General features: G+C 67.1%; 21 protein-coding genes. 8 read left to right on the top strand and 13 right to left on the bottom strand.

The window, feature by feature from the left end; translation table 11 throughout:
• The first annotated feature begins 136 nt into the window (after window positions 1–136).
• Complete coding sequence (locus GU920_RS10380; protein WP_161766949.1) at window positions 137–1,048, top strand: ring-cleaving dioxygenase; 912 nt, start codon at window positions 137–139, stop codon at window positions 1,046–1,048.
• Window positions 1,045–1,686, top strand: coding sequence for an alpha/beta hydrolase (locus GU920_RS10375; protein ID WP_161766948.1), 642 nt, complete (start codon window positions 1,045–1,047; stop codon window positions 1,684–1,686). Before GU920_RS10380 ends, GU920_RS10375 begins: the two co-directional genes overlap by 4 nt.
• Before the next feature lie 231 nt (window positions 1,687–1,917).
• Here GU920_RS10375 and GU920_RS10370 read toward each other — a convergent pair whose 3' ends face one another.
• Together GU920_RS10370 and GU920_RS10365 are read right to left on the bottom strand one after the other, a co-directional pair.
• Entirely contained in the window at window positions 1,918–2,544 is a 627-nt protein-coding gene (locus tag GU920_RS10370) for an aminotransferase class IV (protein ID WP_394351555.1), read from the bottom strand.
• Window positions 2,499–3,641 (bottom strand): aminodeoxychorismate synthase component I, encoded by a 1,143-nt coding sequence (locus GU920_RS10365; RefSeq protein WP_161766946.1) that lies wholly within the window; start codon window positions 3,639–3,641, stop codon window positions 2,499–2,501. Before GU920_RS10365 ends, GU920_RS10370 begins: the two co-directional genes overlap by 46 nt.
• Before the next feature lie 357 nt (window positions 3,642–3,998).
• Between GU920_RS10365 and carB the strand changes: the two genes are divergently transcribed.
• Window positions 3,999–7,328: a carbamoyl-phosphate synthase large subunit gene (carB, locus tag GU920_RS10360; RefSeq protein WP_161766945.1), complete on the top strand. Its 3,330-nt coding sequence runs from the start codon at window positions 3,999–4,001 to the stop codon at window positions 7,326–7,328.
• Between the two features lie 73 nt (window positions 7,329–7,401).
• Here the strand turns inward: carB and GU920_RS10355 are convergent, their stop codons facing one another.
• From GU920_RS10355 to GU920_RS10345, 3 genes are all read right to left on the bottom strand, one after another.
• On the bottom strand, window positions 7,402–7,614 hold the full coding sequence (locus tag GU920_RS10355) for a toxin-antitoxin system HicB family antitoxin (protein WP_161766944.1): 213 nt from the start codon (window positions 7,612–7,614) through the stop codon (window positions 7,402–7,404).
• Complete coding sequence (locus GU920_RS10350; RefSeq protein WP_161766943.1) at window positions 7,611–8,150, bottom strand: hypothetical protein; 540 nt, start codon at window positions 8,148–8,150, stop codon at window positions 7,611–7,613. Before GU920_RS10350 ends, GU920_RS10355 begins: the two co-directional genes overlap by 4 nt.
• 551 nt (window positions 8,151–8,701) lie before the next feature.
• Window positions 8,702–9,163 carry a BrnA antitoxin family protein gene (locus tag GU920_RS10345; RefSeq protein WP_161766942.1) on the bottom strand — a complete coding sequence of 154 codons (462 nt, stop codon included), beginning with the start codon at window positions 9,161–9,163 and terminating at the stop codon, window positions 8,702–8,704.
• Between the two features lie 329 nt (window positions 9,164–9,492).
• Here GU920_RS10345 and GU920_RS10340 point away from each other — a divergent pair, with 329 nt between their 5' ends.
• Together GU920_RS10340 and GU920_RS10335 are read left to right on the top strand one after the other, a co-directional pair.
• Window positions 9,493–10,887 (top strand): DEAD/DEAH box helicase, encoded by a 1,395-nt coding sequence (locus tag GU920_RS10340; RefSeq protein WP_161766941.1) that lies wholly within the window; start codon window positions 9,493–9,495, stop codon window positions 10,885–10,887.
• A 182-nt stretch (window positions 10,888–11,069) separates the two neighbouring features.
• Window positions 11,070–11,651, top strand: coding sequence for a thymidine kinase (locus GU920_RS10335; protein WP_161766940.1), 582 nt, complete (start codon window positions 11,070–11,072; stop codon window positions 11,649–11,651).
• A 51-nt stretch (window positions 11,652–11,702) separates the two neighbouring features.
• On the opposite strand, the gene GU920_RS10330 is transcribed toward GU920_RS10335, so the two are convergent.
• Window positions 11,703–12,620 (bottom strand): DMT family transporter, encoded by a 918-nt coding sequence (locus tag GU920_RS10330; RefSeq protein ID WP_161766939.1) that lies wholly within the window; start codon window positions 12,618–12,620, stop codon window positions 11,703–11,705.
• Between the two features lie 104 nt (window positions 12,621–12,724).
• On the opposite strand from GU920_RS10330, the gene GU920_RS10325 reads away from it, so the two are divergent.
• Together GU920_RS10325 and GU920_RS10320 are read left to right on the top strand one after the other, a co-directional pair.
• Window positions 12,725–14,353 carry an AMP-binding protein gene (locus GU920_RS10325; protein WP_161766938.1) on the top strand — a complete coding sequence of 543 codons (1,629 nt, stop codon included), beginning with the start codon at window positions 12,725–12,727 and terminating at the stop codon, window positions 14,351–14,353.
• Between the two features lie 204 nt (window positions 14,354–14,557).
• Window positions 14,558–15,574: a hypothetical protein gene (locus GU920_RS10320; protein ID WP_161766937.1), complete on the top strand. Its 1,017-nt coding sequence runs from the start codon at window positions 14,558–14,560 to the stop codon at window positions 15,572–15,574.
• A 45-nt stretch (window positions 15,575–15,619) separates the two neighbouring features.
• Here the strand turns inward: GU920_RS10320 and GU920_RS10315 are convergent, their stop codons facing one another.
• From GU920_RS10315 to GU920_RS10285, 7 genes are all read right to left on the bottom strand, one after another.
• A complete protein-coding gene (locus tag GU920_RS10315; protein WP_161766936.1) occupies window positions 15,620–16,801 on the bottom strand; it encodes an SPOR domain-containing protein in 1,182 nt (393 codons plus the stop codon).
• Window positions 16,802–16,869: 68 nt separating this feature from the next.
• Window positions 16,870–17,502 (bottom strand): uracil phosphoribosyltransferase, encoded by a 633-nt coding sequence (gene upp, locus GU920_RS10310; RefSeq protein WP_161766935.1) that lies wholly within the window; start codon window positions 17,500–17,502, stop codon window positions 16,870–16,872.
• Window positions 17,495–18,472, bottom strand: a complete 978-nt coding sequence (locus GU920_RS10305) for an adenosine deaminase (RefSeq protein WP_161767350.1) — start codon at window positions 18,470–18,472, stop codon at window positions 17,495–17,497. Before GU920_RS10305 ends, upp begins: the two co-directional genes overlap by 8 nt.
• 8 nt (window positions 18,473–18,480) lie before the next feature.
• Entirely contained in the window at window positions 18,481–19,677 is a 1,197-nt protein-coding gene (locus GU920_RS10300) for a phosphopentomutase (protein ID WP_161766934.1), read from the bottom strand.
• Window positions 19,677–20,984, bottom strand: a complete 1,308-nt coding sequence (locus GU920_RS10295; protein ID WP_161766933.1) for a thymidine phosphorylase — start codon at window positions 20,982–20,984, stop codon at window positions 19,677–19,679. Before GU920_RS10295 ends, GU920_RS10300 begins: the two co-directional genes overlap by 1 nt.
• Before the next feature lies 1 nt (window position 20,985).
• A complete protein-coding gene (locus tag GU920_RS10290; RefSeq protein ID WP_161766932.1) occupies window positions 20,986–21,378 on the bottom strand; it encodes a cytidine deaminase in 393 nt (130 codons plus the stop codon).
• A gap of 161 nt (window positions 21,379–21,539) precedes the next feature.
• Window positions 21,540–22,634 (bottom strand): cupin domain-containing protein, encoded by a 1,095-nt coding sequence (locus tag GU920_RS10285; protein WP_161766931.1) that lies wholly within the window; start codon window positions 22,632–22,634, stop codon window positions 21,540–21,542.
• Window positions 22,635–22,783: 149 nt separating this feature from the next.
• Between GU920_RS10285 and GU920_RS10280 the strand changes: the two genes are divergently transcribed.
• On the top strand, window positions 22,784–25,078 hold the full coding sequence (locus tag GU920_RS10280) for an NADP-dependent malic enzyme (RefSeq protein WP_161766930.1): 2,295 nt from the start codon (window positions 22,784–22,786) through the stop codon (window positions 25,076–25,078).
• Window positions 25,079–25,361 lie beyond the last annotated feature (283 nt).

The raw sequence follows: 25,361 nt of genomic DNA, 5'->3' as shown, positions 1-25,361 counted from the left end.
GACCCCACCCCCCACGGGGCGCGACCGCCCTTCCGTGCAATGCTGCACAAGTCTCGCGCGCGCCTGCCCGGTTTTCGCAATGCCGCACCTGCCCCATATTCGACGCAACCGAAACTTCCGCCGAAAGGGCAGTCCGATGACCAAGATCCCCGGCCTCCACCATGTCACCGCCATCTCCGGCCCGCCGCAGGAGAATGTCGATTTCTACGCAGGCCTGCTGAAACAGCGCCTCGTGAAGAAAACCGTCAACTTCGACGATCCCGGCACCTATCACCTCTATTACGGCGATCACGTCGGCAGCGCGGGCACGATCCTGACCTTCTTCCCCTTCGCCGATGCCGGCCCCGGCCGCGCCGGCCCCGGCATGGCTTCGGCCTTCGCCTATGCCATCCCCAAGGGGCAGATGGACAGCCTGATCGACGAATTGTCGGAAGGCGACCGCCACATCCCCGCCGGGACCGAACGCTTCGGCCAGCGCGTCATCACCCTGCGCGATCCTGATGGCGCGCCGGTGGAACTGATCGAAACCGACGGGGCGGCGGATCGGCACGGCTTCCATTCCGTCACGCTCTGGGAACGCGACCCCGACCCCACCGCCCGCCTCCTGACCGAGGTGTTCGGCTATCGCGCGATCGGCTCCGAACGCGCCCCCGGCGGCGAACGCCTGCGCCTGCAAGCGGATGGCACCGACCGCGCCCGCATCATCGACATCTGGCGCGCCGATGTCCCCGCCGTCCCGCGCCCCGGGCGCGGCACGATCCATCACGTCGCCTTCCGCGCCAAGACGCAGGACGATCAGCACCACTGGCAAGAGGCGCTCTTGAAATTCGGCCACCGCACCACGCCCGTCATCGACCGGCAGTATTTCAACGCGATCTACTTCCGCGAACCGGGCGGCGTGCTGTTCGAAATCGCCACCGATCCGCCGGGCTTCGCCGTGGACGAGCCGGTGGAAACCATGGGGTCGAAGCTGATGCTGCCCGCGCAGCACGAACGCCTGCGCGACCGGATCGAGGCCGTGCTGCCGCCCATCAGGGTGCCGGCATGAGGCGCCATGGCCCCCAGACCGGGGCCACCGCCGGGATCGTGCTCCTGCACGGTCGCGGCGGCTCGGCCGCCGACATCCTGTCGCTGATGGATCACGCGGCCCTGCCCCAGGTCGCCGCCATCGCGCCCGATGCGCCGGGCCAAAGCTGGTGGCCCACCAGCTTCCTCGCCCCCGCCGCGCAGATGGAACCCTTCGTCACCCGCGCGCTCGCGCAGGTGGATCAGGCCATCGCCACCCTGCAATCCGAAGGCATCCCGCGCCGCCAGATCTGGCTCGCAGGCTTCAGCCAGGGCGCCTGCCTCGCGGCAGAAGGCTATGCCCGCCACGGCGCGGGCCTTGCAGGCGTGCTGGCCTTCTCCGGCGGCCTCGTCGGCACCGCCGACGCCCCCGGCGATCCGTCAGATGCGCTCTACGGCCACCGCCCCAAGCGGTTCGACTATGCAGGCACGCGCGAAGGCCGCGTCTGGCTTTCCGTCCACGAACGCGACCCGCACATCCCCCTGCAGCGCGTGCGCGAGACGGCCAATACCCTCAACGCCCTCGGCGCCACGGTGGAAACCCGCATCCACCCCGGCGCGGGCCACGGCCTGATGCAGGACGACCTCGCCGCCCTGCGCCACCTTCTGAACCGGGCCTGAAGATCACCACCGTCGCAGGGGGGCCGTCTGCCCCCCTCGTCGCTGCGCGCCTCACCCCCTGAGGGTATTTCACACCAAGATGAAGCCCATCCCCCTTCATCTTGGCCCGAAATACCCGCGGGGGTGAATTGGCCCGCCGCAGGCGGGACAAAAGGGGGCGCGCCCCCTCACCACGGAGGAGGCGCGCAGGCGCCGACGACAGGAAAGGCTTGCGGCGGCACGCCGCTCCGTTCAATCGCCGACCCAGACCGCCGGGATCAGCCCCCGCAGCGCATTTCCCACCCACAGCCGCACGCGCGGCAGATCCGCCGCCCGCAGCACCTCTTCCGGCACCGCCAACTCGGCCCGCAGCACGCCGGGCAGCAACCCGCATGTCAGGGGCGGCGTCCGCATCCCCTGCCCGCGGTCGAAAAAGACGGTCGTGATCGTGCCATCGCAGACCTCGGCCCGCTCGTTCAGGAAGACCACCTCGTCCACCCCATCCGGCAGGGCCGCCCGCGCCGCGTCATAGGCCGCGCGCCGGGTGGATTTCACCCGCAGCCACGGATCGTCTGACGCCAGCCGCGCCGCGGCCAGCCCCACCCGCCATGCCGCCTTTGCCGCAGGCAGGGGCGCCACCGTCACCTCCGCATCGCCCGCAGCCCCCAGCGTCAGCCGCACCCGCAACGGCCCCGCCGCAACCGCCGCCCCCAGCGCCGCGCGCACCGCCGCCCCATCGAAGGGATAACCCAGCGCCTCCGCCCCCGCCGCCAGCCGCGCCAGATGCAGCGGCAGCCGGGGAAAGGCCGCCCCGTCCCAAAGCAGCGTCTCGATCAGCCGGACGTCGCCCCCAGCCCTTCCGCGTAGCGCGCCTTCCACAGCGCCTCCTCCCATTCGCCCGCCGCGGTGGAATCCTGCACCACGCCACCGCCCACGTTCAACCGCACCCGCCCCCCGGGAAACAGCGACAGCGTCCGGATCGCCACGTTCCACACCGCATCGCCCCCGGGCGCCATCCACCCCATCGCCCCGCAATAGACGCCCCGCGCGCGCCCCTCCACCTCGGCGATGATCTCCATCGCGCGGATCTTCGGCGCCCCCGTGATCGACCCGCAGGGAAAAAGCGCCGCCATCAGCCCCGCCAGATCGGCCCCCGCCACCAGCCGTCCCTGCACGGTCGAACTCATCTGATGCACCGTCGCATAGGGCTCCACCGCGTAAAGCTCGGGCACCTTCACCGATCCCACTTCCGAGATGCGGGCGATATCGTTGCGCAACAGATCCACGATCATCAGGTTTTCCGCCCGCGCCTTCTCCGACAGCTGCAACGCCGCCGCCAGCGCAGCATCCCGCGCGGGGTCTGCATCGCGCGGCGCGGTCCCCTTCATGGGCCGGGCCGAAATCACGCCCCCCTCCACCCGGAAGAACAATTCCGGCGACCGCGACATGACCACAGGGCCGACGCCCAGATCGCAGAACACCCCATAGCCCACCGCCTGCCGCGCGCGTAGCGCGCCATAAAGACCCAGCGCCGTCCCCGCCTCCAGCCGCGCCGACAGGGGAAAGGTCAGGTTGATCTGATAGCAGTCACCCGCCGCGATATAGCCCATCACCCGGGCGATGGCGGCGCCATAGGCCGCGCGGCTGATCCCCCGCCGCAGGGGCGACAGCCGCGCCTCCCCGGCCTCGGCCCCCGCCCGCGCCAGAACGCGATCCGCCACCTGCGGCCCGTCGAACACGCCCAACAGCACCAAAGGCCCCGGCCGCCGCCGCGGCATCCGCGGCGCCAGCTTCGGCTCCAGCGCATAGCCCGCCTCATAGGCCACATAGCCCGCCAGCCAGCCACCCGCGCCCCGCGCCCGGTCGGCCCGGGCCAGCGCCGGGCGCACCTGATCGGCCCGCCGCGCCACGATCACCTCGCGCGCGCCGTCGAAAAGCGCAGGCACCCCGCCCGGACCATGTTCGAAAAGGATCACGCGCCGCCTCTCCAGCCTTACGAAGGGCCGAGATAGCACCCCCCCCGCCCCCCGACCAGCCCAGCCGCGACACCCTGCCGCCCCGAACCGCCGCCCCTGCCGCGCAGGGGCCAAATTTCTTCGAAGAAATTTGCAAATTCGTTCGAACGAATTTCGCCCGCCGCAGGTGGGCGGGCCTGCCCTTGCATCGCGCCGTCAGCAAAGGGCCATGCGGCGAAGGATGGCAGGCGTGATCTCGCAACCCACAATCCCTTGCGCCCCGCGCCCCGCTCCCCTAAACCCCCGTCAATTTGCGCAATGCACGAATCCTCCTCCCGCAGGCCGCACGCCGCGGGATGGCACATGCGGGACAGGACCATGCCGAAAAGAACCGATATCTCCTCCATCATGATCATCGGCGCCGGTCCCATCGTCATCGGACAGGCCTGCGAATTCGACTACTCCGGCGCACAGGCCTGCAAGGCCCTGCGCGAGGAAGGCTATCGCGTCATCCTCGTGAACTCGAACCCCGCCACGATCATGACCGATCCGGGCCTTGCCGACGCCACCTATATCGAACCGATCACGCCCGAAGTGGTGGCCAAGATCATCGAAAAGGAACGCCCCGATGCGCTCCTGCCCACGATGGGCGGGCAGACCGGCCTGAACACGGCCCTCGCGCTGGCCGATATGGGGGTGCTGGATCAGTTCGGCGTGGAACTCATCGGCGCGAACCGCAGCGCGATCGAGATGGCCGAAGACCGCAAGCTCTTCCGCGAAGCGATGGACAGGATCGGTCTGGAAAACCCCAAGGCCACCATCGTCGCCGCCCCCAAACTGGCCTCGGGCAAATACGACATCGCCGCCGGCGTGGCCGAGGCGATGGCCGCGCTCGAATATGTGGGCCTGCCCGCCATCATCCGCCCCGCCTTCACCTTGGGCGGCACCGGCGGCGGCGTGGCCTACAACCGCGATGATTACGAGGCGATCGTGAAATCCGGGCTCGAGGCCAGCCCCGTCGCGCAGGTCCTCGTCGATGAATCCCTCCTCGGCTGGAAGGAGTATGAGATGGAGGTGGTGCGCGACCGCGCCGACAACGCCATCATCGTCTGCTCCATCGAAAACGTCGATCCGATGGGCGTGCATACCGGCGACAGCATCACCGTCGCCCCCGCCCTCACGCTGACCGACAAGGAATACCAGATCATGCGCAACGGCTCCATCGCCGTGCTGCGCGAGATCGGGGTGGAAACCGGCGGCTCCAACGTGCAGTGGGCCATCAACCCCGCCGATGGCCGCATGGTGGTGATCGAGATGAACCCCCGCGTCTCCCGCTCCTCGGCGCTGGCGTCCAAGGCCACGGGTTTCCCCATCGCCAAGATCGCCGCGAAACTCGCCGTGGGCTACACGCTGGACGAGCTCGACAACGACATCACCAAGGTCACGCCCGCCTCGTTCGAGCCCTCGATCGACTATGTGGTCACCAAGATCCCCCGCTTCGCGTTCGAGAAATTCCCCGGCAGCCAGCCCAACCTGACGACCGCCATGAAATCGGTGGGCGAGGCGATGGCCATCGGGCGCACCATCCACGAATCCCTGCAAAAGGCCCTCGCCTCGCTGGAAACCGGCCTCACCGGATTTGACGAAATCGCCATTCCGGGCGCGCCCGACCGCGCCGCCATCTCCAAGGCCCTCTCTGACGCCACGCCCGACCGCCTCCGCGTGATCGCGCAGGCCATGCGCCATGGCTTCACCGATGACGAGATCAACCAGATCACCGCCTTCGACCCCTGGTTCCTCGCCCGCATCCGCGAAATCATCGACACCGAGGCGCAGGTCCGCAAGGACGGCCTGCCCGTCACCGCCGATGGCCTGCGCCGGCTCAAGATGCTGGGCTTCACCGATGCGCGGCTGGCCAAACTCACAGGCCGCGACGAGGCGCAGGTCCGCCGCGCCCGCCAACGCCTCGGCGTCACCGCCGTCTTCAAGCGCATCGACACCTGCGCCGCCGAATTCGAGGCCCAGACCCCCTACATGTATTCCACCTACGAATCCCCCGTCATGGGCGATGTGGAATGTGAGGCCCGCCCCTCCAAGGCGAAGAAGGTCGTCATCCTCGGCGGCGGCCCCAACCGCATCGGGCAGGGGATCGAGTTCGACTATTGCTGCGTCCACGCCTGCTACGCCCTCACCGCGGCGGGGTATGAGACGATCATGGTCAACTGCAACCCCGAAACCGTCTCCACCGACTATGACACCTCCGACCGGCTCTATTTCGAACCCCTGACGCTGGAGCACGTCCTCGAAATCCTCCGCGTCGAACAGGAAAACGGCACGCTGCACGGCGTCATCGTCCAATTCGGCGGCCAGACGCCCCTGAAACTCGCCAACGCGCTCCACGCCGAAGGCATCCCGATCCTCGGCACCACGCCCGACGCCATCGACCTCGCCGAAGACCGCGAACGCTTCCAGCAACTTCTCCACTCCCTCGGCCTGAAACAGCCCGTCAACGGCACCGCCCGCTCGCGGGATGAGGCCTTCTCTGTGGCGCAGCAAGTCGGCTACCCCCTCGTCATCCGCCCCTCTTTCGTCTTGGGCGGCCGCGCGATGGAAATCATCCGCGACGATGCGCAACTGGAACGCTACATCCGCACCGCCGTGCAGGTCTCGGGCGACAGCCCGGTCCTCTTGGACAGCTACCTCGCCGGCGCGATCGAGGTGGACGTGGACGCCCTCAGCGACGGCAAACACGTCCATGTCGCGGGCATCATGGAACATATCGAAGAGGCCGGGGTCCATTCCGGCGACAGCGCCTGCTGCCTGCCGCCCCACTCCCTGACCGCCGACACCATCGACGAACTCAAACGCCAGACCGTGCAGATGGCCCTCGCGCTGAACGTGCGCGGCCTGATGAACGTGCAATTCGCCATCAAGGACGGCACGATCTACGTGCTCGAGGTGAACCCCCGCGCCTCCCGCACCGTCCCCTTCGTCGCCAAGGCCACCGACAGCGCCATCGCCTCCATCGCCGCCCGCCTCATGGCAGGAGAACCCCTCTCCAACTTCCCCCTGCGCCCGCCCTACCCCGCCGGCGTCGGCCCCGATACCGACCTGCCGCTCGCCGACCCCCTCACCCTCGCCGATCCGCAAACCCCGTGGTTCAGCGTGAAAGAGGCCGTCCTCCCCTTCGCCCGCTTCCCCGGCGTCGATCCCCTCCTCGGCCCCGAAATGCGGTCAACGGGTGAGGTGATGGGCTGGGACCGCACCTTCCCCTTGGCCTTCCTCAAGGCTCAGATGGGCGCAGGCACCCACCTGCCCGAGGCGGGCCGCGTCTTCCTGTCGGTCAAGGACATGGACAAGACCCCCGCCCTCGCCGCCGCCGCCCGTGACCTCGTGGCCATGGGCTTCGACATCGTCGCCACCCGCGGTACCGCTGACTGGCTGAAAGGTCAGGGCGTGAAAACCGAATCCGTGAACAAGGTCTATGAAGGCCGCCCCAACATCGTGGACCGGCTGAAAAACAACGACATCGCGCTGGTGATGAACACGACCGAAGGCACCCAGGCCGTCTCCGACAGCCGCGACATCCGCCGCGTGGCCCTGATGGACAAGATCCCCTACTTCACCACCGCCGCCGCCTCGATTGCCGCCGTGGCCGCGATGAAGGCCCGGGGTGAGGGGTATGGGGTGAGAACTCTCCAAGGATAACGCCAAGGCGAGGCAAAGCCCGCCCTACGACGCCCGGTAGGGCGGGGTTCACCCCGCCACCCGCAACCGCCCCCTACTCCGGCCGCCCCTCCAGAAACGCAACCGCCCGCTCCGGATCGCCGTCCTTTCCCCGTTCCACAAAGAACTCCGCCGCCCCCCTCGCGCCGATCTTCTCGGCCAACGCCAGCGCGATGTACTGGTTCACCGACACACCATCTTTGGCCGCGAAATCCTCGGCGGCCTTCTTAAGCGATTGGGGCAGGTTCAAAGAGACGCGCGCTTTCATTTCCGGAGCAAAGATGTGCTTGGCTCAATAGTGTCCCACAAGCGTCGGATCATGCGACCGGCGGCTTCAATGTTCTTTTGCCGAGACACCCAGTCAGACGGAAAAGGAATTGCTTCGCCAAGCCGAATATCCCAAACAAAAGAACGCCTTGGATCGAAACTGTCCTTGGAAACTCCCGAGGCCACAACTGCCATTTGCGCTAGTGTGAGCATATAACGTGCAGCCTCGCGCCGATACTCTCGACGGCTATCTCTAGTTTCTGATGTTTTCGGGCCATCGACGTCAGGCGTCTTCTGCGGGCGGATGAATATCATCCCAAACTTTACGTCAGACTGTGGAGGAAATGTACTGTTGACAACAAGATCGGGTTGCACAGAAACCAGCGTCCCGGCCACGTTGATTGGTTCAAGACGATCACACGCGAAGAGCGCAAGACTATCCGCAAACAAGGCTTGTTTTGCCTCGACGAACCTGTCCAAGACTTCAACACAACGCGCAGCTTCCTCCCTGTTGCTGGGAGTAATGCTTGCGGACACACTTTTTCTCAAGCGCTTCGCGTGCCTGTGAAATTATGTCTTTGGGCCGACTGACATTTGAGCAGTAAGAAACTATTGCTCGAACAGCATCTCTGTTCTTTGGAACCACGGCACGCGTCTGAAAGCGTTGTGCTTGAAGTACGCTTTCTTGCTTGTTTGGGTCGGCGATAATATACTCAGCTAGACCGTATGCTGATACCTGGGGGAACAGGCGTTCGCGAACATCTTCGCGAAGAGTATATGGAGCTACCATGGATTGCCTCGCATCTGCTTCACTGGGACCGGGACGTACGCTTTACCTTACCGAGATTAGCAGAAGAACTTTTGAAGAACAACGTCTCGAACATCTGTCCTCTGACGAAGGACTTTTTCTTGTGCTGGAAGACGAAGCCATGGACTCTTGGGAGGTTTTGGCGAAGGCAGCCTGCGAAACAACTGGGGTCCGATTGTTAGAGATGTTTGCCCGCGCGAATACTCGATGGGTTGTGTATGCTTAACAAGGTGAAATAACCACGTTGTTGGACGCGCTGAAATTCGACGCTAAGCAACCCTCACCCCCCCACCCTTGCCGCCTTCACCCGCTCCGCCACCCGCGCCTCCGCTTCCACCGCCCGCTCCGCCGCATCCGGCCCCTCGCCCAACCCCAACCCCGCCGCCGTCTCCCCCCACAAGGGCCGCTCCGCCGCCACGCCCATGCGGAACTCCGGCGCCGTCTCCGCCCCCCGGATCACCCCCGCCAGCCGCGCATGCATATAGGTCCGCAGCACCCGGTTGATCCGCGGCCCATAGCCCTTTCCCATCGACCGAAAGAACCGCAGCACATCCCGGTCCAGCCGCAGCGCCACCCGATCCGCGTCCGGCTTCACCGTCGCCTGAGCGATCTCATGCCATTCCAGCGGAATGCGCCCCGTCGCCTCGATCCTGTGATGCAGGTCCCATTCCAGCCGCCGCATCGCATCGGCCATATAGTGGTAATGCTCCGCCTTCTTGCCGCGCATCTTCCCCGGTTCCATCCGCCACCCCTTGCACAAACCAAGGCCGCACCCTGCCGGACAACGGTTAACCAACCCCTCCCCCACCGTGCGGCGCGTGCATACGCCCGGCTGCACTGCTCTGCTGCACTGCTCTGCTGAACAGTTGACTTCTGCCCCGAAAGGCCCCATGTCCCCCTCACGCCCGCCCTCCGCTGCCGCGTGAGCAGCCCCAGATGGGGAGCCGGATCGGGCAACAGGTTCCCACCTTCACGCAGGGGTTCCGCGCTGCGCAATCGGCGCATCCCTGCAATCGGCCGCCCCGGATGCGGCCCCCTTGGTCTTTGCAAAAGGCCGGAAAGACACGACACATGACCACCTTCGCCGAACTCGGCCTTTCGCCCAAGCTCCTGAAGGCGCTTGAAAAAACCACGCTCAAAGACCCCACGCCCATCCAGGTGCAGGCCATCCCCCATGTGATGAAGGGCCGCGATCTGATGGGCCTCGCCCAAACCGGCACGGGTAAAACGGCGGCCTTCGGCCTGCCGCTCCTGCACCGCCTTCTGGACATCGGCCACCCGCCGGGGCCAAAGAACGTGCGCGCCCTGATCCTCGCCCCCACGCGGGAACTGGTCACGCAAATCTCTGATAACCTTACCATTTTCACCAAAGGCACCCCCGTCAAGGTGCTCACCGTCGTGGGCGGCGCGTCCCTCAACCGGCAGGCCATGGCGCTGGCGCGCGGGGCCGATGTGCTGGTCGCCACCCCCGGCCGCCTGATCGACCTCCTGGAGCGCGGCGACGTCTCGCTTCAGGCCACGGGCTATCTCGTGCTGGATGAGGCCGACCACATGCTCGACATGGGTTTCATCCACGCCCTGCGCCGCATCGCCAAGCATATCCCCTTGAAAAGACAGACGCTTCTCTTCTCGGCCACGATGCCCAAGGATATCGAGGAGATCGCCTCCACCTACCTGCACAACCCGGTGAAGGTGCAGGTCGCCCCCCCCGGCAAACCGGCCGAAAAGATCGTCCAGGGCGTGCACTTCATCCCCAATGGCGACAAGGCCAAACTGCTTGAGGACTACCTCAAGAAACACCCCGGCGAACAGGCGCTCGTCTTCGGCCGCACCAAGCATGGCTCTGAAAAGCTTGCCAAATTGCTGGCCCAATGGGGCTTCAAGGTGGGCTCCATCCACGGCAACAAAAGCCAGAACCAGCGCGACCGGACGCTGACCGAATTCCGCAATGGCGAACTTGAGGTCCTCGTCGCCACCGATGTCGCCGCACGCGGGATCGACATTCCGGGCGTCCGCCATGTCTACAACTACGATCTGCCCAACGTGCCGGAAAACTACGTCCACCGCATCGGCCGCACCGCCCGCGCAGGCGCCGAAGGGAATGCCGTGGCCTTCTGCGCCCCGGCCGAGATGGGCGAATTGCAGGCCATTGAAAAACTTCTGAAAAAGCCGGTCCCCGTGATCGGCGGCGCGCCATGGGCCGCCGACATCGTCGCCGCCGCCCCCAAACCCGGCCAGAACCGCGGCCAGCGCCCCAGCCAAAAGCCGCAAGGCCAGAAACCGCAGGGCCAGAAACCGCAGGGCCAAAAGTCGCCGGGTCAGCGCCCCGAACACAAATCCCAGGCGCCCAAACCCCAACCCCGGCCCGGTGCCAAACCCGCCCGCCCGGTCGGCGGCGGCCAATCCCCCACGCGCTCCGGCAACAGCGGCAAACCGCGCCCCCAGGGCAACCGCCGCCCCGCCTAAGCAAAACCCGCGGCCGGGTCATCGCGCCCCGGCCATGCCCTTCACCTTGGCGAAAATACCCCCTTCGCCGCCCCCCCACACCCGCGCCGGCTCATCGCGCAGGAGGGGGGTCCGGGGGGACAAACGTCCCCCCGGGGCCATCCGCCCTTCCAAGGCCCGGACCAATGCGCTAAGCCCCGGCTATGGCCAAACTTTACTTCCACTACTCCACGATGAACGCAGGCAAATCGACCCTGCTCCTTCAGGCCGCGCATAACTATCGCGAAGGCGGGATGGCCACCTATCTGATCACCGCGCAATTCGACAACCGCGCCGGACAGGGCCGCATCGCCAGCCGCATCGGCATCGGGGAGGAGGCCGACACCTTCGCTCCCGGCGAGGACATGTTCGAAAAACTCCGCGCCCGCCTCACCCTCGGGCCCATAGCCTGCGTCTTTGTCGATGAGGCGCAGTTCCTGTCCAAGGATCAGGTCTGGCAACTCGCCCGCGCCGTGGATGACCTGAAGGTTCCGGTGATGTGCTACGGCCTGCGGGTGGATTTTCAGGGCAACCTCTTCCCCGGCTCCGCCGCCCTCCTCGCCTGGGCCGATGAGATGCGCGAGGTCCGCACCATCTGCCATTGCGGAAAAAAGGCCACCATGGTCATCCGCCGCGGCCCCGACGGCCGCGCGCTGACGGCGGGAGAACAGGTGGTGATCGGCGGCAATGAAACCTATGTCAGCCTCTGCCGCCGCCACTGGCGCGAAGCGGTGGGCGATCGCTAGGACCAAATTTCTTCGAAGAAATTTGCAAAAATCTTCAAAGATTTTTGGCCCCTACCCCTCCACCGCCCGCGCGCGCAGCGCGATCATGGACCCCGCCGCCACGATCAGCACCATCCCCAACACGGCCAAAGGCGCCAGCCCCGTCCCCCACAACACCCAGGTCCAGAAGGCAGAAGCCGGCAGGATCACATATTCCAGCACGCTCGCCTTCGACGCATCGGTGATCTGATAGGCGCGGATCATCATGCCGACCCCGATCAGAGATCCCGCCGCCTGCACGAAGGTCCAGAAATAGAAGGTCGCGCCCGGCCAGACCGGCCCGCGCTGCAGAAACCCGTCGGCCCCTTCCGGCACCGGCAAAGGCATCAGCCAAAGCACCGCCATCCCCACCGCCCCGATCACCCCCAGCGCGGCGAAGAACCCCGCCAGCAGCGTCTCGGCGCTTTCCTGCCCGCACCATTCCCGCGTGGCGATGTTGCCCATGGCATACATCGCCCCCGCCAGCACCGGCAGCACGGCAGGCAGCGACGCGCCCGCCAGCGCCTCTGGCCCCAGCACCAGCACCACGCCGACGAACCCCAGCACCACCGCCACGATCCGCACCGGCCCGATCGCATGGCCATAGACAAAGCGCGAGATCAGCAGCACCCAGATCGGCGCGGTGAACAGACCCGCCGCCACCAGCGCCACATCCAGAAAGGCAAGCGCCCCGAAATAGATCACCATCGCGCTGCCATGAATGGCCGACCGCGCCACCACCGAACCCCAGCGCACCGGCCGCAGCCGCAACCCCAAGGGCACCATCGCCAGGGCCAGCAGCACCGCCGCCATCAGGCTGCGCGTCAGATGGAACTGCCACAGCCCCGCCTCCTCGGCGATCACCCGCACGTAATTGTCGGTGAAGCCGATCACCATGGCATAGACAAGGATCAACCCTGCCGCCGCCAGCGTCCTGTCGGAACCGCTCATCCTGCTGCCTCTTCCTGCCCTCGCTTCTTCTGTGAACCCTGCTACCTTCGTTCCGCGCGCCCGAAAACGACATCGACACAAGAATTGGCGGGAGGGAGAGAGGAATGGGCTGGTTGGCCGATGAAACCGGATTGGAGAAATGTGCGGCGAATTACGTGCCGCTCACGCCGCTCTCCTTCCTGAAGCGGGCGGCGGACATCCACGCCAACCGCACCGCCGTGGTCTGGAAATCCACCCGCCTCAGTTATGCGATCTATGCCGAACAGGTTTCCTGCCTCGCCTCGGCGCTGGCGCTGCATGGCATCGCGCCGGGCGATGTGGTGGCCACGCTCCTGCCCAATATCCCGGCCCAGGCCGTGGCCCATTTCGGCATCCCCGCTGCGGGCGCGATCCTCAACACCATCAACACCCGGCTCGACGCCGATACGGTGGCCTATATCTTCGGCCATGCGGGCGCGAAGATCGTGCTTTGCGACACGGCCTTCCTGCCTTTGGCCGAGGACGCGATCCGCCGCATGGACGGCCCCGCCCCCCAGATCATCGAGGTGGTGGATGAAGGCTTCACGCCATCGGGGCGCTACCTGACCTATGATGAATTGCTGGCCGAAGGCGACCCCACGGCGGCATGGATCATGCCTCAGGACGAATGGGAATCCATCGCCATCAACTACACCTCTGGCACCACGGGCCGCCCCAAGGGCGTGGTCTATCACCATCGCGGGGCCTATCTTTCCGCCACCGCCAATATCCTCTCCTGGCGGATGGTGCTGCACCCGGTCTATCTGACCATCGTGCCGCTGTTCCACTGCAACGGCTGGACCCACACCTGGATGACGCCCATCCTTGCCGGCACGCTTGTCTGCTGCCGCGACATCACGGCAAAGGCCATCTATGACGCCATCGCCGATGAAGGCGTCACCCATTTCGGCGGGGCGCCCATCGTGCTCAACACCCTGATCAATGCCCGCGACGAAGACCGCCGCCCCTTTTCGCATATCGTCGAGGTCTTCACCGCCGGTGCTCCACCCCCTGCTGCCACGCTTGCGGCCTTTGAACCCTTGGGCTTCAACGTGACGCAAGTCTATGGCCTGACCGAAACCTACGGCCCGGCCACCGAATGCACCTGGCGCGCGGAATGGGACGGCGCGTCCAAGGACGACCGCGCCGCCTACAAGGCGCGCACCGGCGTCGCCATGCCCATGCTGGAGGGGGCCGAGGTGCATGACACCCACGGCACCCCCGTCCCCCGCGACGGCGCGCATCTGGGCGAGATTGCGATGCGCGGCAACATGGTGATGAAGGGCTATTACAAGAACCCCGCCGCCACGGCGGAGGCGTTCAGGGACGGCTGGTTCCGCTCCGGCGACATCGCCTTCCAGCATCCCGACGGCTATATCAAGATCACCGACCGCGCGAAGGACATCATCATCTCGGGCGGCGAGAATGTCAGCTCGGTCGAGGTGGAGGGCGTGCTGATGCACCACCCCGCCGTCCTTCTTTGCGCCGTCGTGGCCAAGCCGGACGAGAAATGGGGCGAGGTGCCCTGCGCCTTTGTCGAGTTGAAACCGGGGCAGAGCGTGACGGAGAAAGACCTCATCACCTTTTGCCGCGAGCGTCTGGCAGGGTTCAAGACGCCAAAGCATGTGGTGTTTTCCGACCTGCCCAAGACATCGACCGGCAAGATCCAGAAGTTCGAACTGCGCGCCGTCGCCAAGTTGATGGATGGGGGCTGATGGGTGGGGCCTGATGGATGGAGCGTGACCGCGCCGCGGGACGGCAGGCGTCGCAGGGGGGCTTTGCCCCCCTCGCCCTGCGGGCTCACCCCCCAGGGTATTTTGCGCCAAGATGAAGGAGGCATACCCTTGCTTGTGGTGCACCGGGGGCTGCGGTAACGTCAGCGCGACAGGACAAGGCCGAGCCAAGGGCAGACCCCGCGCATGACCGCGCTGAAGAAATACCAAAGGCTGGAAAGCCCCGGCCTCTGGCGGGACAGCCCCGAGGCGCAGCGCCGCGAGGTGGTGGTCGCCTTCCGCGAGGCGACGCTGGTGCTGTCGGACCCGCGCACGGAACTGCCGCTGAGCCATTGGTCGCTGCCCGCGGTGGAGCGGTTGAACCCCGGCACGCTGCCCGCGCTTTACGGCCCGGCCCCCGACAGCGACGAGACGCTGGAACTGGACGATCCCGACATGATCGCCGCGCTGGAAACCGTGCGCGGCGCGGTGCGCAAGGGCACGCCGCGCCCCGGTCGCCTGCGGGGCAGCCTGCTGGGCGGGGCGACGCTGGCCATTCTGGCGATCTGCGCCTTCTTCCTGCCTGATGCGCTGGTCCGCCATACCGCCGCTGTCCTGCCCCCTGCCACCCGCGCCCAGATCGGCACGGCGGCACTGGCGGATATCTCGCGCCTGACCGGCGCGCCCTGCAGCACCACGCTGGGCGACCGCGCGCTCGGCCTTTTGTCAGAGCGGCTGTTCGGCGATGCGGGCGTGCAACTGGCCGTCCTGCCCGAAGCCTTGGCCGGGGCGGCCGCGCTGCCCGGCAACATCCTGCTGCTGGGCCGCCCGATGCTTACCGCCGCCGCCAGCCCCGAGGTGCCCGCAGGCTTTGCCCTGACCGAGGCGCTGCGCGCCGAGACCGAGGATCCCATGATCCCGATCCTGCATCATGCAGGCTTTGCCGCGACAGTGCGCCTTCTGACCACCGGCAGCCTGCCCGAGGGTGCGCTGGATGGTCTGGGCGAGGCCTTCCTCGCCGCCCCGCGCCCGCCTTTGCCTGACGAGCCCCTTCTTGCGCGCTTCGACGCGGCGGATGTCTCGTCGGCGCCCTATGGCTTTGCCCTCGATCCCACGGGTGAATCCACCCTTGGCCTGATCGAGGCAGATCCCCACCGCAACGGCAGCCCGCGCCCCTTGCTCACACCCGAGGATTGGGCGACGCTACAGGCGATCTGCCCCTGACGTGACCCCCGGCCTGCACCGGGGGCCATCCGCCCGTCCTCACCGTCAACGCAGGAACGCATCCCCGAAGCCGGCCCCGCGCGCCGCGCGCAGCGCCGCCTGCGCCTCGGCCGCCGATCCGAAGGGACCGGCAAGCACGACCTGCACCGGCTTGCCCCCGATCGTGGCTTTTGACCGCGCCACCGGCAGCCCCAGACCTGACAGCCGGGCCGAGGCGCCATCAGCATTGGCCGGAACGCCGAAACTGCCCACCTGCACAAAGAGGCGGCCAGATCCCGCCACAGGCGCGGCCGGGGCGGTCTTGGAGGATTGTGTCACCCTTGGCGCGGCTGGTGCGTTCTGCGCGGCTACCGTCACCGTGCGGCGCGGCGCAGCCACCGTCTCGGCCGGGATGTCTCGGGTCCAGACCTGATCCTGCGCCGCCTGCCCCTGCGCCGTTCCCACGCCGCGCAGCGGGTTCAGCCGGTCATCCTCCCAGGCGAGCTTATAGCCCTTGGGCACCGGGGCGGCGTGGTTCACCACCCGCGCGCCAGTGCGCCCATCCCCCACGCCGGACGGCTGACCCAGCGGCACCACCCGGCCCGGCGCTTCGAGCGAGGCGCCGACCGGCGATCCCGGCGGATAGATCGGCGCGCGCAGGCCCTCCAGCGTGCCATCGCCCCGGGTACAGACCACCACTGTCCCGCCATTCGTAAGCCGCAGCCGCTGCGGCACCGGGGCCGCACGGGTGCAGGCAATGCGCGTGCCGCCGATCTGCGGCGCGGGCGCGGCGGCCACCGCTGCCGGGGCGGCAGGCTTGGGCGCAGGTGCCACGGTCGCCACCGCCGAAGGGCGGCGGATATCGGTCACGGGCGCTGGCACATAGCTTGACGCAGGCGGCTCTGCCGCCGCGGTCCGCACCTGTGGCGCGGGCCGCACAACCGGCGCAGGCGCAGGCGCCGGTGCGGGTGCTGACGCCGCCGCCACCTGCCGCGTGCCGCCGCCCATGGTGGGCGGATAGCCACACATGGGCCGCCGGTCGCGATCCACGCGCGGTACCCAGTTCACCCGCCCGGCCAGCCCGGCGCGCAGGAAGACGCAGCCCCGGCTGTCCACATATTGCTGGCCCGAAAACCCGGGCGGGGGCAGCTCGCGCGGCCCCCCGATATCGGCGGTGGACTGTGCTTGGGCGCCAAACGCGCCCAGTGCGAGGGTCAGGAATACCCCCGTCAGAACCTTTACGAACATGACTACCCCCCAGTAGCGTCAGGGCAGAATGCGCGAGGATCGGGCCGGGGTAAAGGGGCGAAATTACATTATTTTGTGCCGAACATCCGATCGCCCGCATCGCCTAGACCCGGGACGATATAGCCGTGATCGTTCAGATGATTGTCCAGCGCCGCCGTCACGATCGGCACATCGGGATGCGCGGCCTTCATGCGCGCCACGCCCTCGGGCGCGGCCAGTAGGCACAGGAAACGGATGTTCCGCGCCCCCTTGGCCTTGATCAGGTCCACCGCCGCCGCGCTGGAATTGCCCGTGGCCAGCATCGGATCGACGACGATGGTCACCCGATCTTCCAGCTGTTCGGGCAGCTTGCAGTAATATTGCACGGGTTGCAGCGTTTCCGGATCGCGGTAGAGGCCCACAAATCCCACCCGCGCCGCCGGGATCAGTTCCAGAATCCCGTCCAAAAGCCCGTTCCCCGCCCGCAGGATCGACACCAGCGCCAGCTTCTTGCCCTCGATCGCCGGGGCGTCCATCTCGCAGAGCGGCGTCTCGATCCGCTTGGTCGTCATGGGCAGTTCGCGCGTCACCTCATAGGCCAGAAGCAGGCTGATCTCGCGCAGCAACTGCCGGAAGGACGCGGTCGAGGTGTCCTTCTCCCGCATCAGCGTCAGCTTGTGCTGCACCAGCGGGTGGGAAACGACAGTCAGGTGGTCAAGCATCGGCGGCCTCCAGCCTTTTCAGGATACGCCCCCGCGTATCGCCATCGCAAAAGGCGGCGTCAAGCGAGGTGCGCGCCAGCCCTGCAAAAACCCCCTCATCCCAATCAAAGGCGTCGTGGAGCCGGTCATATTCCCGCGCCATGGTGGTGTGGAAAAAGGGCGGGTCATCGGTGGACACCGTCACCTTGACCCCGCGCCTGTAAAGCTCCCCGATCGGGTGCGCCCGCCACCCGGGGTAAAGCCCCAGCGCGATGTTTGATCCGGGGCAGACCTCCAGCACCACGCCCCGCTCGGCCAGTTCGTCCACCAGCGCAAGGTCCTCGATGGCGCGCACGCCATGCCCGATCCGCTCCACCCCCAGATCGCGTAGCGCATCGCGCACGCTGTCAGGCCCGCCCCATTCCCCCGCATGGGCCGTCAGCCGCAGCCCCGCCTCGCGCGCGCAGTCAAAGGACCAGCGGTAATCCTTGGGCTTGCCCACCTTCTCATCGCCCGCGATGCCAAAGCCCACGATCCAATCCCCTGCCGTCTCAGCCGCGCAAAGCGCCGTCTCCCGCGCCTTGTCGGGGCCGAAATGCCGGATGCAGGTGACGATGCCGCGCAGGGTGACGCCCAGCTCGCGCTCGGCCTGGTCGGCGGCCTCGCGCATCGCGTGCAGATATTCCCGCCACGCCCCCACATCCCGCCCGCCGCAGAAATCGGGGGAGAGGAAGGTCTCGGAATAGACCACGCCCGATTTGGCGCTTTCCTCCAACACCGCCAGCGTCAGCCGCGCATAATCCTCGGGGCGGGTCAGCACCGATGTGGCCGCCTCATAGACTTTCAGGAAATCCCAGAAATCCTTGTAGGTGTAATTCCCCCGCGCGTCGAAGATGCCGCCGATATCGGCCTTCTTCTCCTTGGCCAGCCCCCGGATGAAGGCGGGCGGGGCCGCCCCTTCCAGATGCAGGTGCAACTCCACCTTGGGCATGTCGGTGATCACAGGAATGCCCTCCCCGGCCCTTGCGCCGCCACCCCCAGATGCGCCGCGACCGAGGCCGCCACATCGACAAAGGCGCACAGCCCGAAAGACCCCGCCCCCGCCCCATGGCACAGGACCGGCACCCGCTCGCGCGTGTGTTCGGTCCCCGCCCATGTCGGATCATTGCCATGATCGGCGGTCAGGATCGCCAGATCGCCCGGCCCCAGCCGCGCCAGAAACGCCCCCACCCGCGCGTCAAACCATTCAAGCTGCCGCGCGTAGCCCGCCACGTCCCGGCGGTGGCCATAGAGGCTGTCAAACTCCACAAAGTTCGCGAAGGTCAAGGATCCCTCTTCCGCAGCGCCAGCAAGCCGATCCAGATGATCGAAAAGGGCAACGTCATCCTTGCCCTTGTGCAGATGCGTGATCCCCCGATGGCTGAAGATGTCGCCGATCTTGCCCACTGCATGGGTCACCCGCCCCGCCGCCTGCACCCAGTCGAGCAGCGTGGGCGCGGGCGGCGCGATCGCGAAATCCCGCCGGTTCCCTGTCCGCTGGAAACCGCCCGGCGCCCCCACGAAGGGCCGCGCAATCGCCCGCCCTACCTTCATCCCATGGAGCCGCGGCGCAAGATCGCGGCACAGGGTCACCAACCGCTCCAGCCCGAACGCCTCTTCATGCGCCGCGATCTGGAACACGCTGTCGGCGCTGGTATAGCAGATGGGCCAGCCTGTGCGCAGATGTTCGGCCCCCAGCCGGTCGATGATCTCGGTCCCCGAGGCGTGGCAATTGCCCAATATCCCGCCGACCCCCGCCAGACGGCACACCTCTGCCACCAGATCATCCGGGAAGGCAGGCACCCTGTCGGGGAAATAGGTCCAGTCCCACGGCACCGGCACCCCCGCCAGTTCCCAATGCCCCGACGGCGTGTCCTTGCCCCGCGACACCTCTGTCGCCGCACCCCAGCGCCCCACCGGCACCGCCTTCAGCCCCGGCATCGCGTGACCCGAGGCCAGCCGCACCGCCGCCCCCAAGCCCAGCGCATCGAGATGCGGCACCCGCAGCGGCCCGCTCCGCCCCGTCTCTGCCCGGCCCCCGGCGCAGGCATCGGCGATATGGCCCAGCGTGTTGGCCCCCGCATCGCCGAAATCGCCTGCATCCGGCGCGCCGCCGCAGCCGACGCTGTCCATCACGATCAGAAAGGCCCGCGCCATCACCCCACCCGCCGCAGCACCAGCGGCGGCTCCTCTGGCGCAGATGTGGCGATGCGATAGGCCGCCTGCACCGCGCGCACCGCCGCCTCTGCCGCTGCCTCATCTGCGGCATGGACCATGCCCAAGGGCACGTCCCGCGCCACCCCCTCGCCCAGCCCCGCCAGATCCGACAGCCCCACAGACGGGTTGATCCGGTCGCCTTCGCGCAGGCGGCCACCTCCCAGATGCACCACCGCCTCGCCCAAGGCCCGCCCGTCGATGGCGGCGACAAAACCATCGCTCAGCGACGGCACCTCCACCATCACCGGCGCCGATGGCAACCGGTCGGGCCAGCGTTCCACGAAATCCGCAGGCCCGCCCTGCGCGGCCACCATCCGGCCGAACCATTCTGCCGCCTGCCCGTTCTCCAGCGCCGCGACGATCCGCCCCTCGCCATCCTCGGCATCCGCCGCAAGGCCGCCCAGCGCCAGCGCCTCGCCCCCCAAGGCCGCCGTCAGATCCCACAGCGCGGCATTGACTGAAGTCCCGGTCAGCGTCTCCATCACCTCGATCACCTCCAGCGCATTGCCCGCCGCCGTGGCCAAGGGCTGGCTCATGTCGGTAATCAGCGCCCGCGTCATGCAGCCCGCCCCCTGCGCGGTGGCCACAAGCGCCTGCGCCAGCGCCTCGGCCTTCTCCAGCGTATCCATGAAGGCGCCCGATCCGCATTTGACGTCCAGCACCAGCGCCTCAAGCCCCGCCGAAAGCTTCTTCGACAGGATCGAGGCGGTGATCAGATCCACGCTCTCCACCGTCGAGGTTACGTCGCGGATCGCGTAGAGCCGCCGGTCGGCGGGCGCGATCTCGGCGCTTGCCGCCACGATGGCACAGCGCACCTCGCCCAACTGACGGCGCAACTGCGCCTCGCTCAGCCCGGTGCGAAAGCCGGGGATGGATTCGAGCTTGTCCAGCGTCCCCCCCGTATGCCCCAAGCCCCGGCCCGAAATCATCGGCACATAGGCCCCGCAGGCCGCCAGCGCCGGGGCCAGCAAGAGCGACACGCAATCCCCGATCCCGCCCGTGGAATGTTTGTCCACCACAGGCCCGTTCAGATCCCAGTCAAGCACCCGCCCCGAATCCCGCATCGCCCGCGTCAGCGCCACGCGCCCCGCCTCGCCCAGTCCGTTCAACAGCACGGCCATCGCAAAGGCCCCGGCCTGCGCATCGCTTACCGTGCCATCGGCCAAACCCTTGGCGAACCAGCCCAACTCGTCGGGCGAAGGCGCGCGCCCGTCCCGCAATTTCGCGATGATCGCCCGGGCGTCCACCTCAGGCCCGATCCATATGCGCGGCGGTGAACACGCCGGGCAACAGGTCTGCCACCGTCATCACGCGGCTTTTCCCATCCGTCGTGCACAGCGTGACGCGCACATCCTGTGCGGCGAATTCCGCGATCTTCTGGCGGCACCCCCCGCAGGGCGGCACCGGATCGGGGCTGTCGGCGATCACGCAGACCTCGGCAATCCGCGTCTCCCCCCCCGCCACCATCGCGGCAATCGCCCCCGCCTCGGCACAGGTGCCCTCAGGGTAGGCCACGTTCTCGACATTGCAGCCGACATAGACCGTCCCGGCCGTGGTCCGCAGCGCGGCCCCCACCTTGAAGCGGGAATAGGGCGCATAGGCCCGTTCGCGAACCTCTGTCGCGGCGGAAAGAAGGGACATCGGCGCACCTCGCGGAATTCTGACCATCCGGTCACAGTTTGGAAGCGCCGCGCGGGATTGGCAAGGCGAACGATTTTTCTCCGAAAAATCAGGGGGGCTTTGCGCCCCCCTCGCCGCGTGCCGCGGCTCACCCCCCGCAGGGTATTTCAGCCAAGATGAAGCTAGATCACGTCCGTCCTCGGCGTCCCCGGCAGGGTCACCTCCAGCAGTTCGAGATCCGCCGTCGCATCGGCGTAGCGCGTGGCCATCCCGGGCGGGATGACAAAGGCATCGCCGGGCGACAGGCGGAAGGGATCCTTCCCCTCGCCCTCCAGCGTGAAGGCGCCCGCCATCACGAAGGTGAACAGGATATCGCCCGCGTGCCGCGTCCAGACCGGCGCACCCTCGCCGCACCGCACCACCATGACCGAGGCCACGCCCTTCGTCGCATCATGGATGCCTGTATCCCGCGCCACGAAACCCGGCAGCCGGAAGGGGCGGAACACCCCTTCTGCCCCCCGATCGTAAACGAAACGCTGCCCCTGCCATTCCCGCGCGGGCCGCAGATGGGGGGTGGGCAGTTCCATCTCGTGGTCGATCTCGGTCACATGTTCGGCCGGAACGCCGATCTCGATCACCTCGATCCCGTCCGATGCCTCCAGCACGCGATGGCGGATCTCAGGCGGCTGGATGAAGCAATCCCCCGCCGTCAGCCGGATCGGCGGCCCCTGATCCTCATACACCACATCGACCCAGCCCTTGATGCAGAATATGAGTTGGAACCCCACCTTGTGGAAATGCACCATGTCGGGCACCGGCCCGCCATCGGGGATGCGGATATGCGAGGCAATCATCGCACCACCCAGCCGCGACGGCACCAGATCGCGGTAGTGCATCCCCGCCCGCCCGATGATCCACGGCGCCTGCTCGGCCAGCCTGCGCACCACGAAGGCATGTTCCGTCTTGGGCAGCACAAGGGGCGGGTTGGCCTGGTCAATCTCCACCCGCGTGCCATTGGGCGCGATCAAAAGCCGCTCGCCGCCCGCGAAGCCTTCCTCATCCGTCAGGATGCGCACCGTCCCCGGCGCCTCTGCCGCGCCCTTCTGCAGCCGAAGCCGCAACCCGTGACCCGATAGCACCGCCACCTCCGGGTTGTCGGCCGGATAGATCATGTCCAGCCGGAACCCCAGCCGCTTGGTCCAGAACGGCAGGTCGTCGCGCAATTCCTGCGTGGGCAGGCGCATTTCCGCCCGCGTCTCGCCCTTCACCTCGAACATGCTGCCCTCCCTTTGCGCCCAGATCGGCATCCGACAATGCCAAGGTCAGATCAGGATTTGCAAGCAGGCCCGAAAACGCCTATTGGAAAAAGGCAAGACACAGGTTCGAAAAAGTAGTTTAACGTTGAACCAGTTTTCGGGAGGGCAGGATGGAAGACGGCAAACCGGCAGACACGCGGCAGGACAATGCACGCCAGGCGGCATTGGACTATCACGAATTCCCCAAGCCGGGAAAGCTTGAGATCCGCGCCACCAAGCCGCTCGCCAATGGCCGCGACCTTTCCCGCGCCTATTCCCCCGGCGTGGCCGAGGCCTGCCTGGAAATCAAGGCCGACCCCGCCACCGCCAGCCGCTACACCGCACGCGGCAACCTTGTCGCGGTCGTCTCGAACGGCACCGCTGTGCTTGGCCTTGGCAATATCGGGGCGCTGGCTTCAAAGCCGGTGATGGAAGGCAAGGCCGTCCTCTTCAAGAAATTCGCCAATATCGACTGTTTCGACATCGAGTTGAACGAACCCGATCCGGTGAAACTGGCTGAGATCGTCTGCGCGCTGGAACCCACCTTCGGCGCAATCAACCTCGAAGACATCAAGGCCCCTGACTGCTTCATCGTTGAAAAACTGTGCCGCGAGCGGATGAACATCCCCGTCTTCCACGATGACCAGCACGGCACCGCTATCGTGGTGGGCGCCGCCGCAACCAATGCGCTGATCGTGGCCGGCAAGCGGTTCGAGGATATCAAGGTCGTCTCCACCGGCGGCGGCGCGGCGGGCATCGCCTGCCTGAACATGCTGCTGAACCTCGGGGTGAAGCGCGAAAATGTCTGGCTCTGCGATCTGGCCGGCCTCGTCTACAACGGCCGCACCGATCAGATGACCGATCAGAAGGCCGCCTTCGCCCAAGGCACCACCCCGGCCACACTGGCCGATGTGATCGAAGGCGCCGACCTCTTCCTCGGCCTCTCCGGCCCCGGCGTGCTCACGCCCGAGATGGTGGCCAAGATGGCCCCCCGCCCTATCGTCTTTGCGCTGGCCAACCCCACGCCCGAGATCCTGCCCGATCAGGTGCGCGCCGTGGCCCCCGATGCGATCATCGCCACGGGGCGGTCGGATTTCCCCAATCAGGTGAACAACGTCCTCTGCTTTCCCTTCATCTTCCGGGGCGCGCTGGATGTGGGCGCGACCGAGATCAACAAGCGGATGGAGATCGCCTGCATCGAAGGCATCGCCGCGCTGGCCCGCGCCACCACCAGCGCCGAAGCGGCCGCCGCCTACAGCGCCGAGAAACTCTCCTTCGGGGCCGATTACCTGATCCCCAAACCCTTCGACCCGCGCCTGATCGGCGTCGTCGCCTCTGCCGTGGCCCGCGCCGCGATGGAAAGCGGCGTCGCCACCCGGCCCATCGAAGATCTTGATGCCTACAAGCACAAGCTGGACGGTTCGGTCTTCAAATCCGCGCTCATCATGCGCCCGGTGTTCGAGGCGTCCAAGGTCGCCGCCCGCACCATCGTCTTTGCCGAAGGCGAAGATGAACGCGTCCTGCGCGCGGCGCACGCGATGATGGAGGAAACCAACGACATCCCCGTCCTGATCGGCCGCCCCGAAGTGGTGGAGATGCGCTGCGAACGCGCAGGGCTTCCCATCCGTCCGGGCCGTGACGTGCATCTGGTGAACCCCGAAAACGATCCGCGCTACCGCGATTACTGGGGCACCTATCACGATCTGATGGCCCGGCGCGGCGTGTCGCCCGACATCGCCCGCGCGGTCATGCGCACCAACACCACCGCCATCGCCGCCGTCATGGTCCATCGGGGCGAGGCCGACAGCATGATCTGCGGCACGTTCGGGCAGTATCACTGGCACCTCAACTATATCCGTCAGGTGCTGGCCCGCGATGGCCTGCACCCGGTGGGCGCGCTTTCGCTGATGATCCTCGAAGACGGCCCGCTCTTCATCGCCGACACGCAGGTGAACCCCGAACCCACGCCGGAACAGATCCGTGACACCGTGATCGGCGCCGCCCGCCATGTCCGCCGCTTCGGCCTGACGCCGAAGATCGCGCTCTGCACCCAAAGCCAGTTCGGCAACATGGACAATTCCGCCGCCCAGCGGATGCGCGCCGCCCTTGAACTGCTCGACGCGCGCGAGCCCGATTTCTGCTACGAGGGCGAGATGAACGTGGACAGCGCGCTCGACCAATCCCTCCGCGACCGGCTGCTCCCCGGGTCCCGCATGGAGGGCGCGGCCAATGTCCTCGTCTTCGCCTCCACCGATGCGGCGGCGGCCACGCGCAACATCCTGAAGATGAAGGCCAACGGGCTGGAGGTCGGGCCGATCCTGATGGGGATGGGCAACAAGGCCCACATCGTCACGAATGCCATCACCGCGCGCGGCCTGCTGAACATCTCCGCCCTCGCGGGAACACCGGTCGCCCATTACGGCTGAACCGCTGCCCCTTCACCTTGGCCCAAATACCCAGATCCGACCCAACCACCCCCACCCCGGTCGCCTGACGGCGCCCTCCCCTCCCCCGCTTGCGGGGGAGGGGCCGGGGGAGGGGGTCGCCCGCCAAAGGCTGAGTCGCTACGGAATTTGCAAATCCCGCCCCGCTTCGCGCCCATCCGCGAAGGACGGTCGGATTTGCAAATATTTGCAGATCAAACTTGCAATAAACTGCAAATAAACCGCCGCACCCCGCCCATGTTCACGGTAACAGCGTTGCGTCAAC

The sequence above is a fragment of the Paragemmobacter ruber genome, assembly GCF_009908315.1.
Taxonomy (GTDB): Bacteria; Pseudomonadota; Alphaproteobacteria; order Rhodobacterales; family Rhodobacteraceae; genus Paragemmobacter; species Paragemmobacter ruber.
Note: the sequence above shows the minus strand (reverse complement) of the source record. Positions and strands in the feature narration are given on the sequence as shown.

Coding starts and splice junctions, on each gene's coding strand:
- GU920_RS10380 (WP_161766949.1), top strand. CDS start 137: ATGACCAAGATCCCCGGCCTCCACCATGTCACCGCCATCTCCGGCCCG.
- GU920_RS10375 (WP_161766948.1), top strand. CDS start 1,045: ATGAGGCGCCATGGCCCCCAGACCGGGGCCACCGCCGGGATCGTGCTC.
- carB (WP_161766945.1), top strand. CDS start 3,999: ATGCCGAAAAGAACCGATATCTCCTCCATCATGATCATCGGCGCCGGT.
- GU920_RS10355 (WP_161766944.1), bottom strand. CDS start 7,614: ATGAAAGCGCGCGTCTCTTTGAACCTGCCCCAATCGCTTAAGAAGGCC.
- GU920_RS10345 (WP_161766942.1), bottom strand. CDS start 9,163: ATGGAACCGGGGAAGATGCGCGGCAAGAAGGCGGAGCATTACCACTAT.
- GU920_RS10340 (WP_161766941.1), top strand. CDS start 9,493: ATGACCACCTTCGCCGAACTCGGCCTTTCGCCCAAGCTCCTGAAGGCG.
- GU920_RS10335 (WP_161766940.1), top strand. CDS start 11,070: ATGGCCAAACTTTACTTCCACTACTCCACGATGAACGCAGGCAAATCG.
- GU920_RS10330 (WP_161766939.1), bottom strand. CDS start 12,620: ATGAGCGGTTCCGACAGGACGCTGGCGGCGGCAGGGTTGATCCTTGTC.
- GU920_RS10325 (WP_161766938.1), top strand. CDS start 12,725: ATGGGCTGGTTGGCCGATGAAACCGGATTGGAGAAATGTGCGGCGAAT.
- GU920_RS10320 (WP_161766937.1), top strand. CDS start 14,558: ATGACCGCGCTGAAGAAATACCAAAGGCTGGAAAGCCCCGGCCTCTGG.
- GU920_RS10315 (WP_161766936.1), bottom strand. CDS start 16,801: ATGTTCGTAAAGGTTCTGACGGGGGTATTCCTGACCCTCGCACTGGGC.
- upp (WP_161766935.1), bottom strand. CDS start 17,502: ATGCTTGACCACCTGACTGTCGTTTCCCACCCGCTGGTGCAGCACAAG.
- GU920_RS10305 (WP_161767350.1), bottom strand. CDS start 18,472: ATGCCCAAGGTGGAGTTGCACCTGCATCTGGAAGGGGCGGCCCCGCCC.
- GU920_RS10300 (WP_161766934.1), bottom strand. CDS start 19,677: ATGGCGCGGGCCTTTCTGATCGTGATGGACAGCGTCGGCTGCGGCGGC.
- GU920_RS10290 (WP_161766932.1), bottom strand. CDS start 21,378: ATGTCCCTTCTTTCCGCCGCGACAGAGGTTCGCGAACGGGCCTATGCG.
- GU920_RS10285 (WP_161766931.1), bottom strand. CDS start 22,634: ATGTTCGAGGTGAAGGGCGAGACGCGGGCGGAAATGCGCCTGCCCACG.
- GU920_RS10280 (WP_161766930.1), top strand. CDS start 22,784: ATGGAAGACGGCAAACCGGCAGACACGCGGCAGGACAATGCACGCCAG.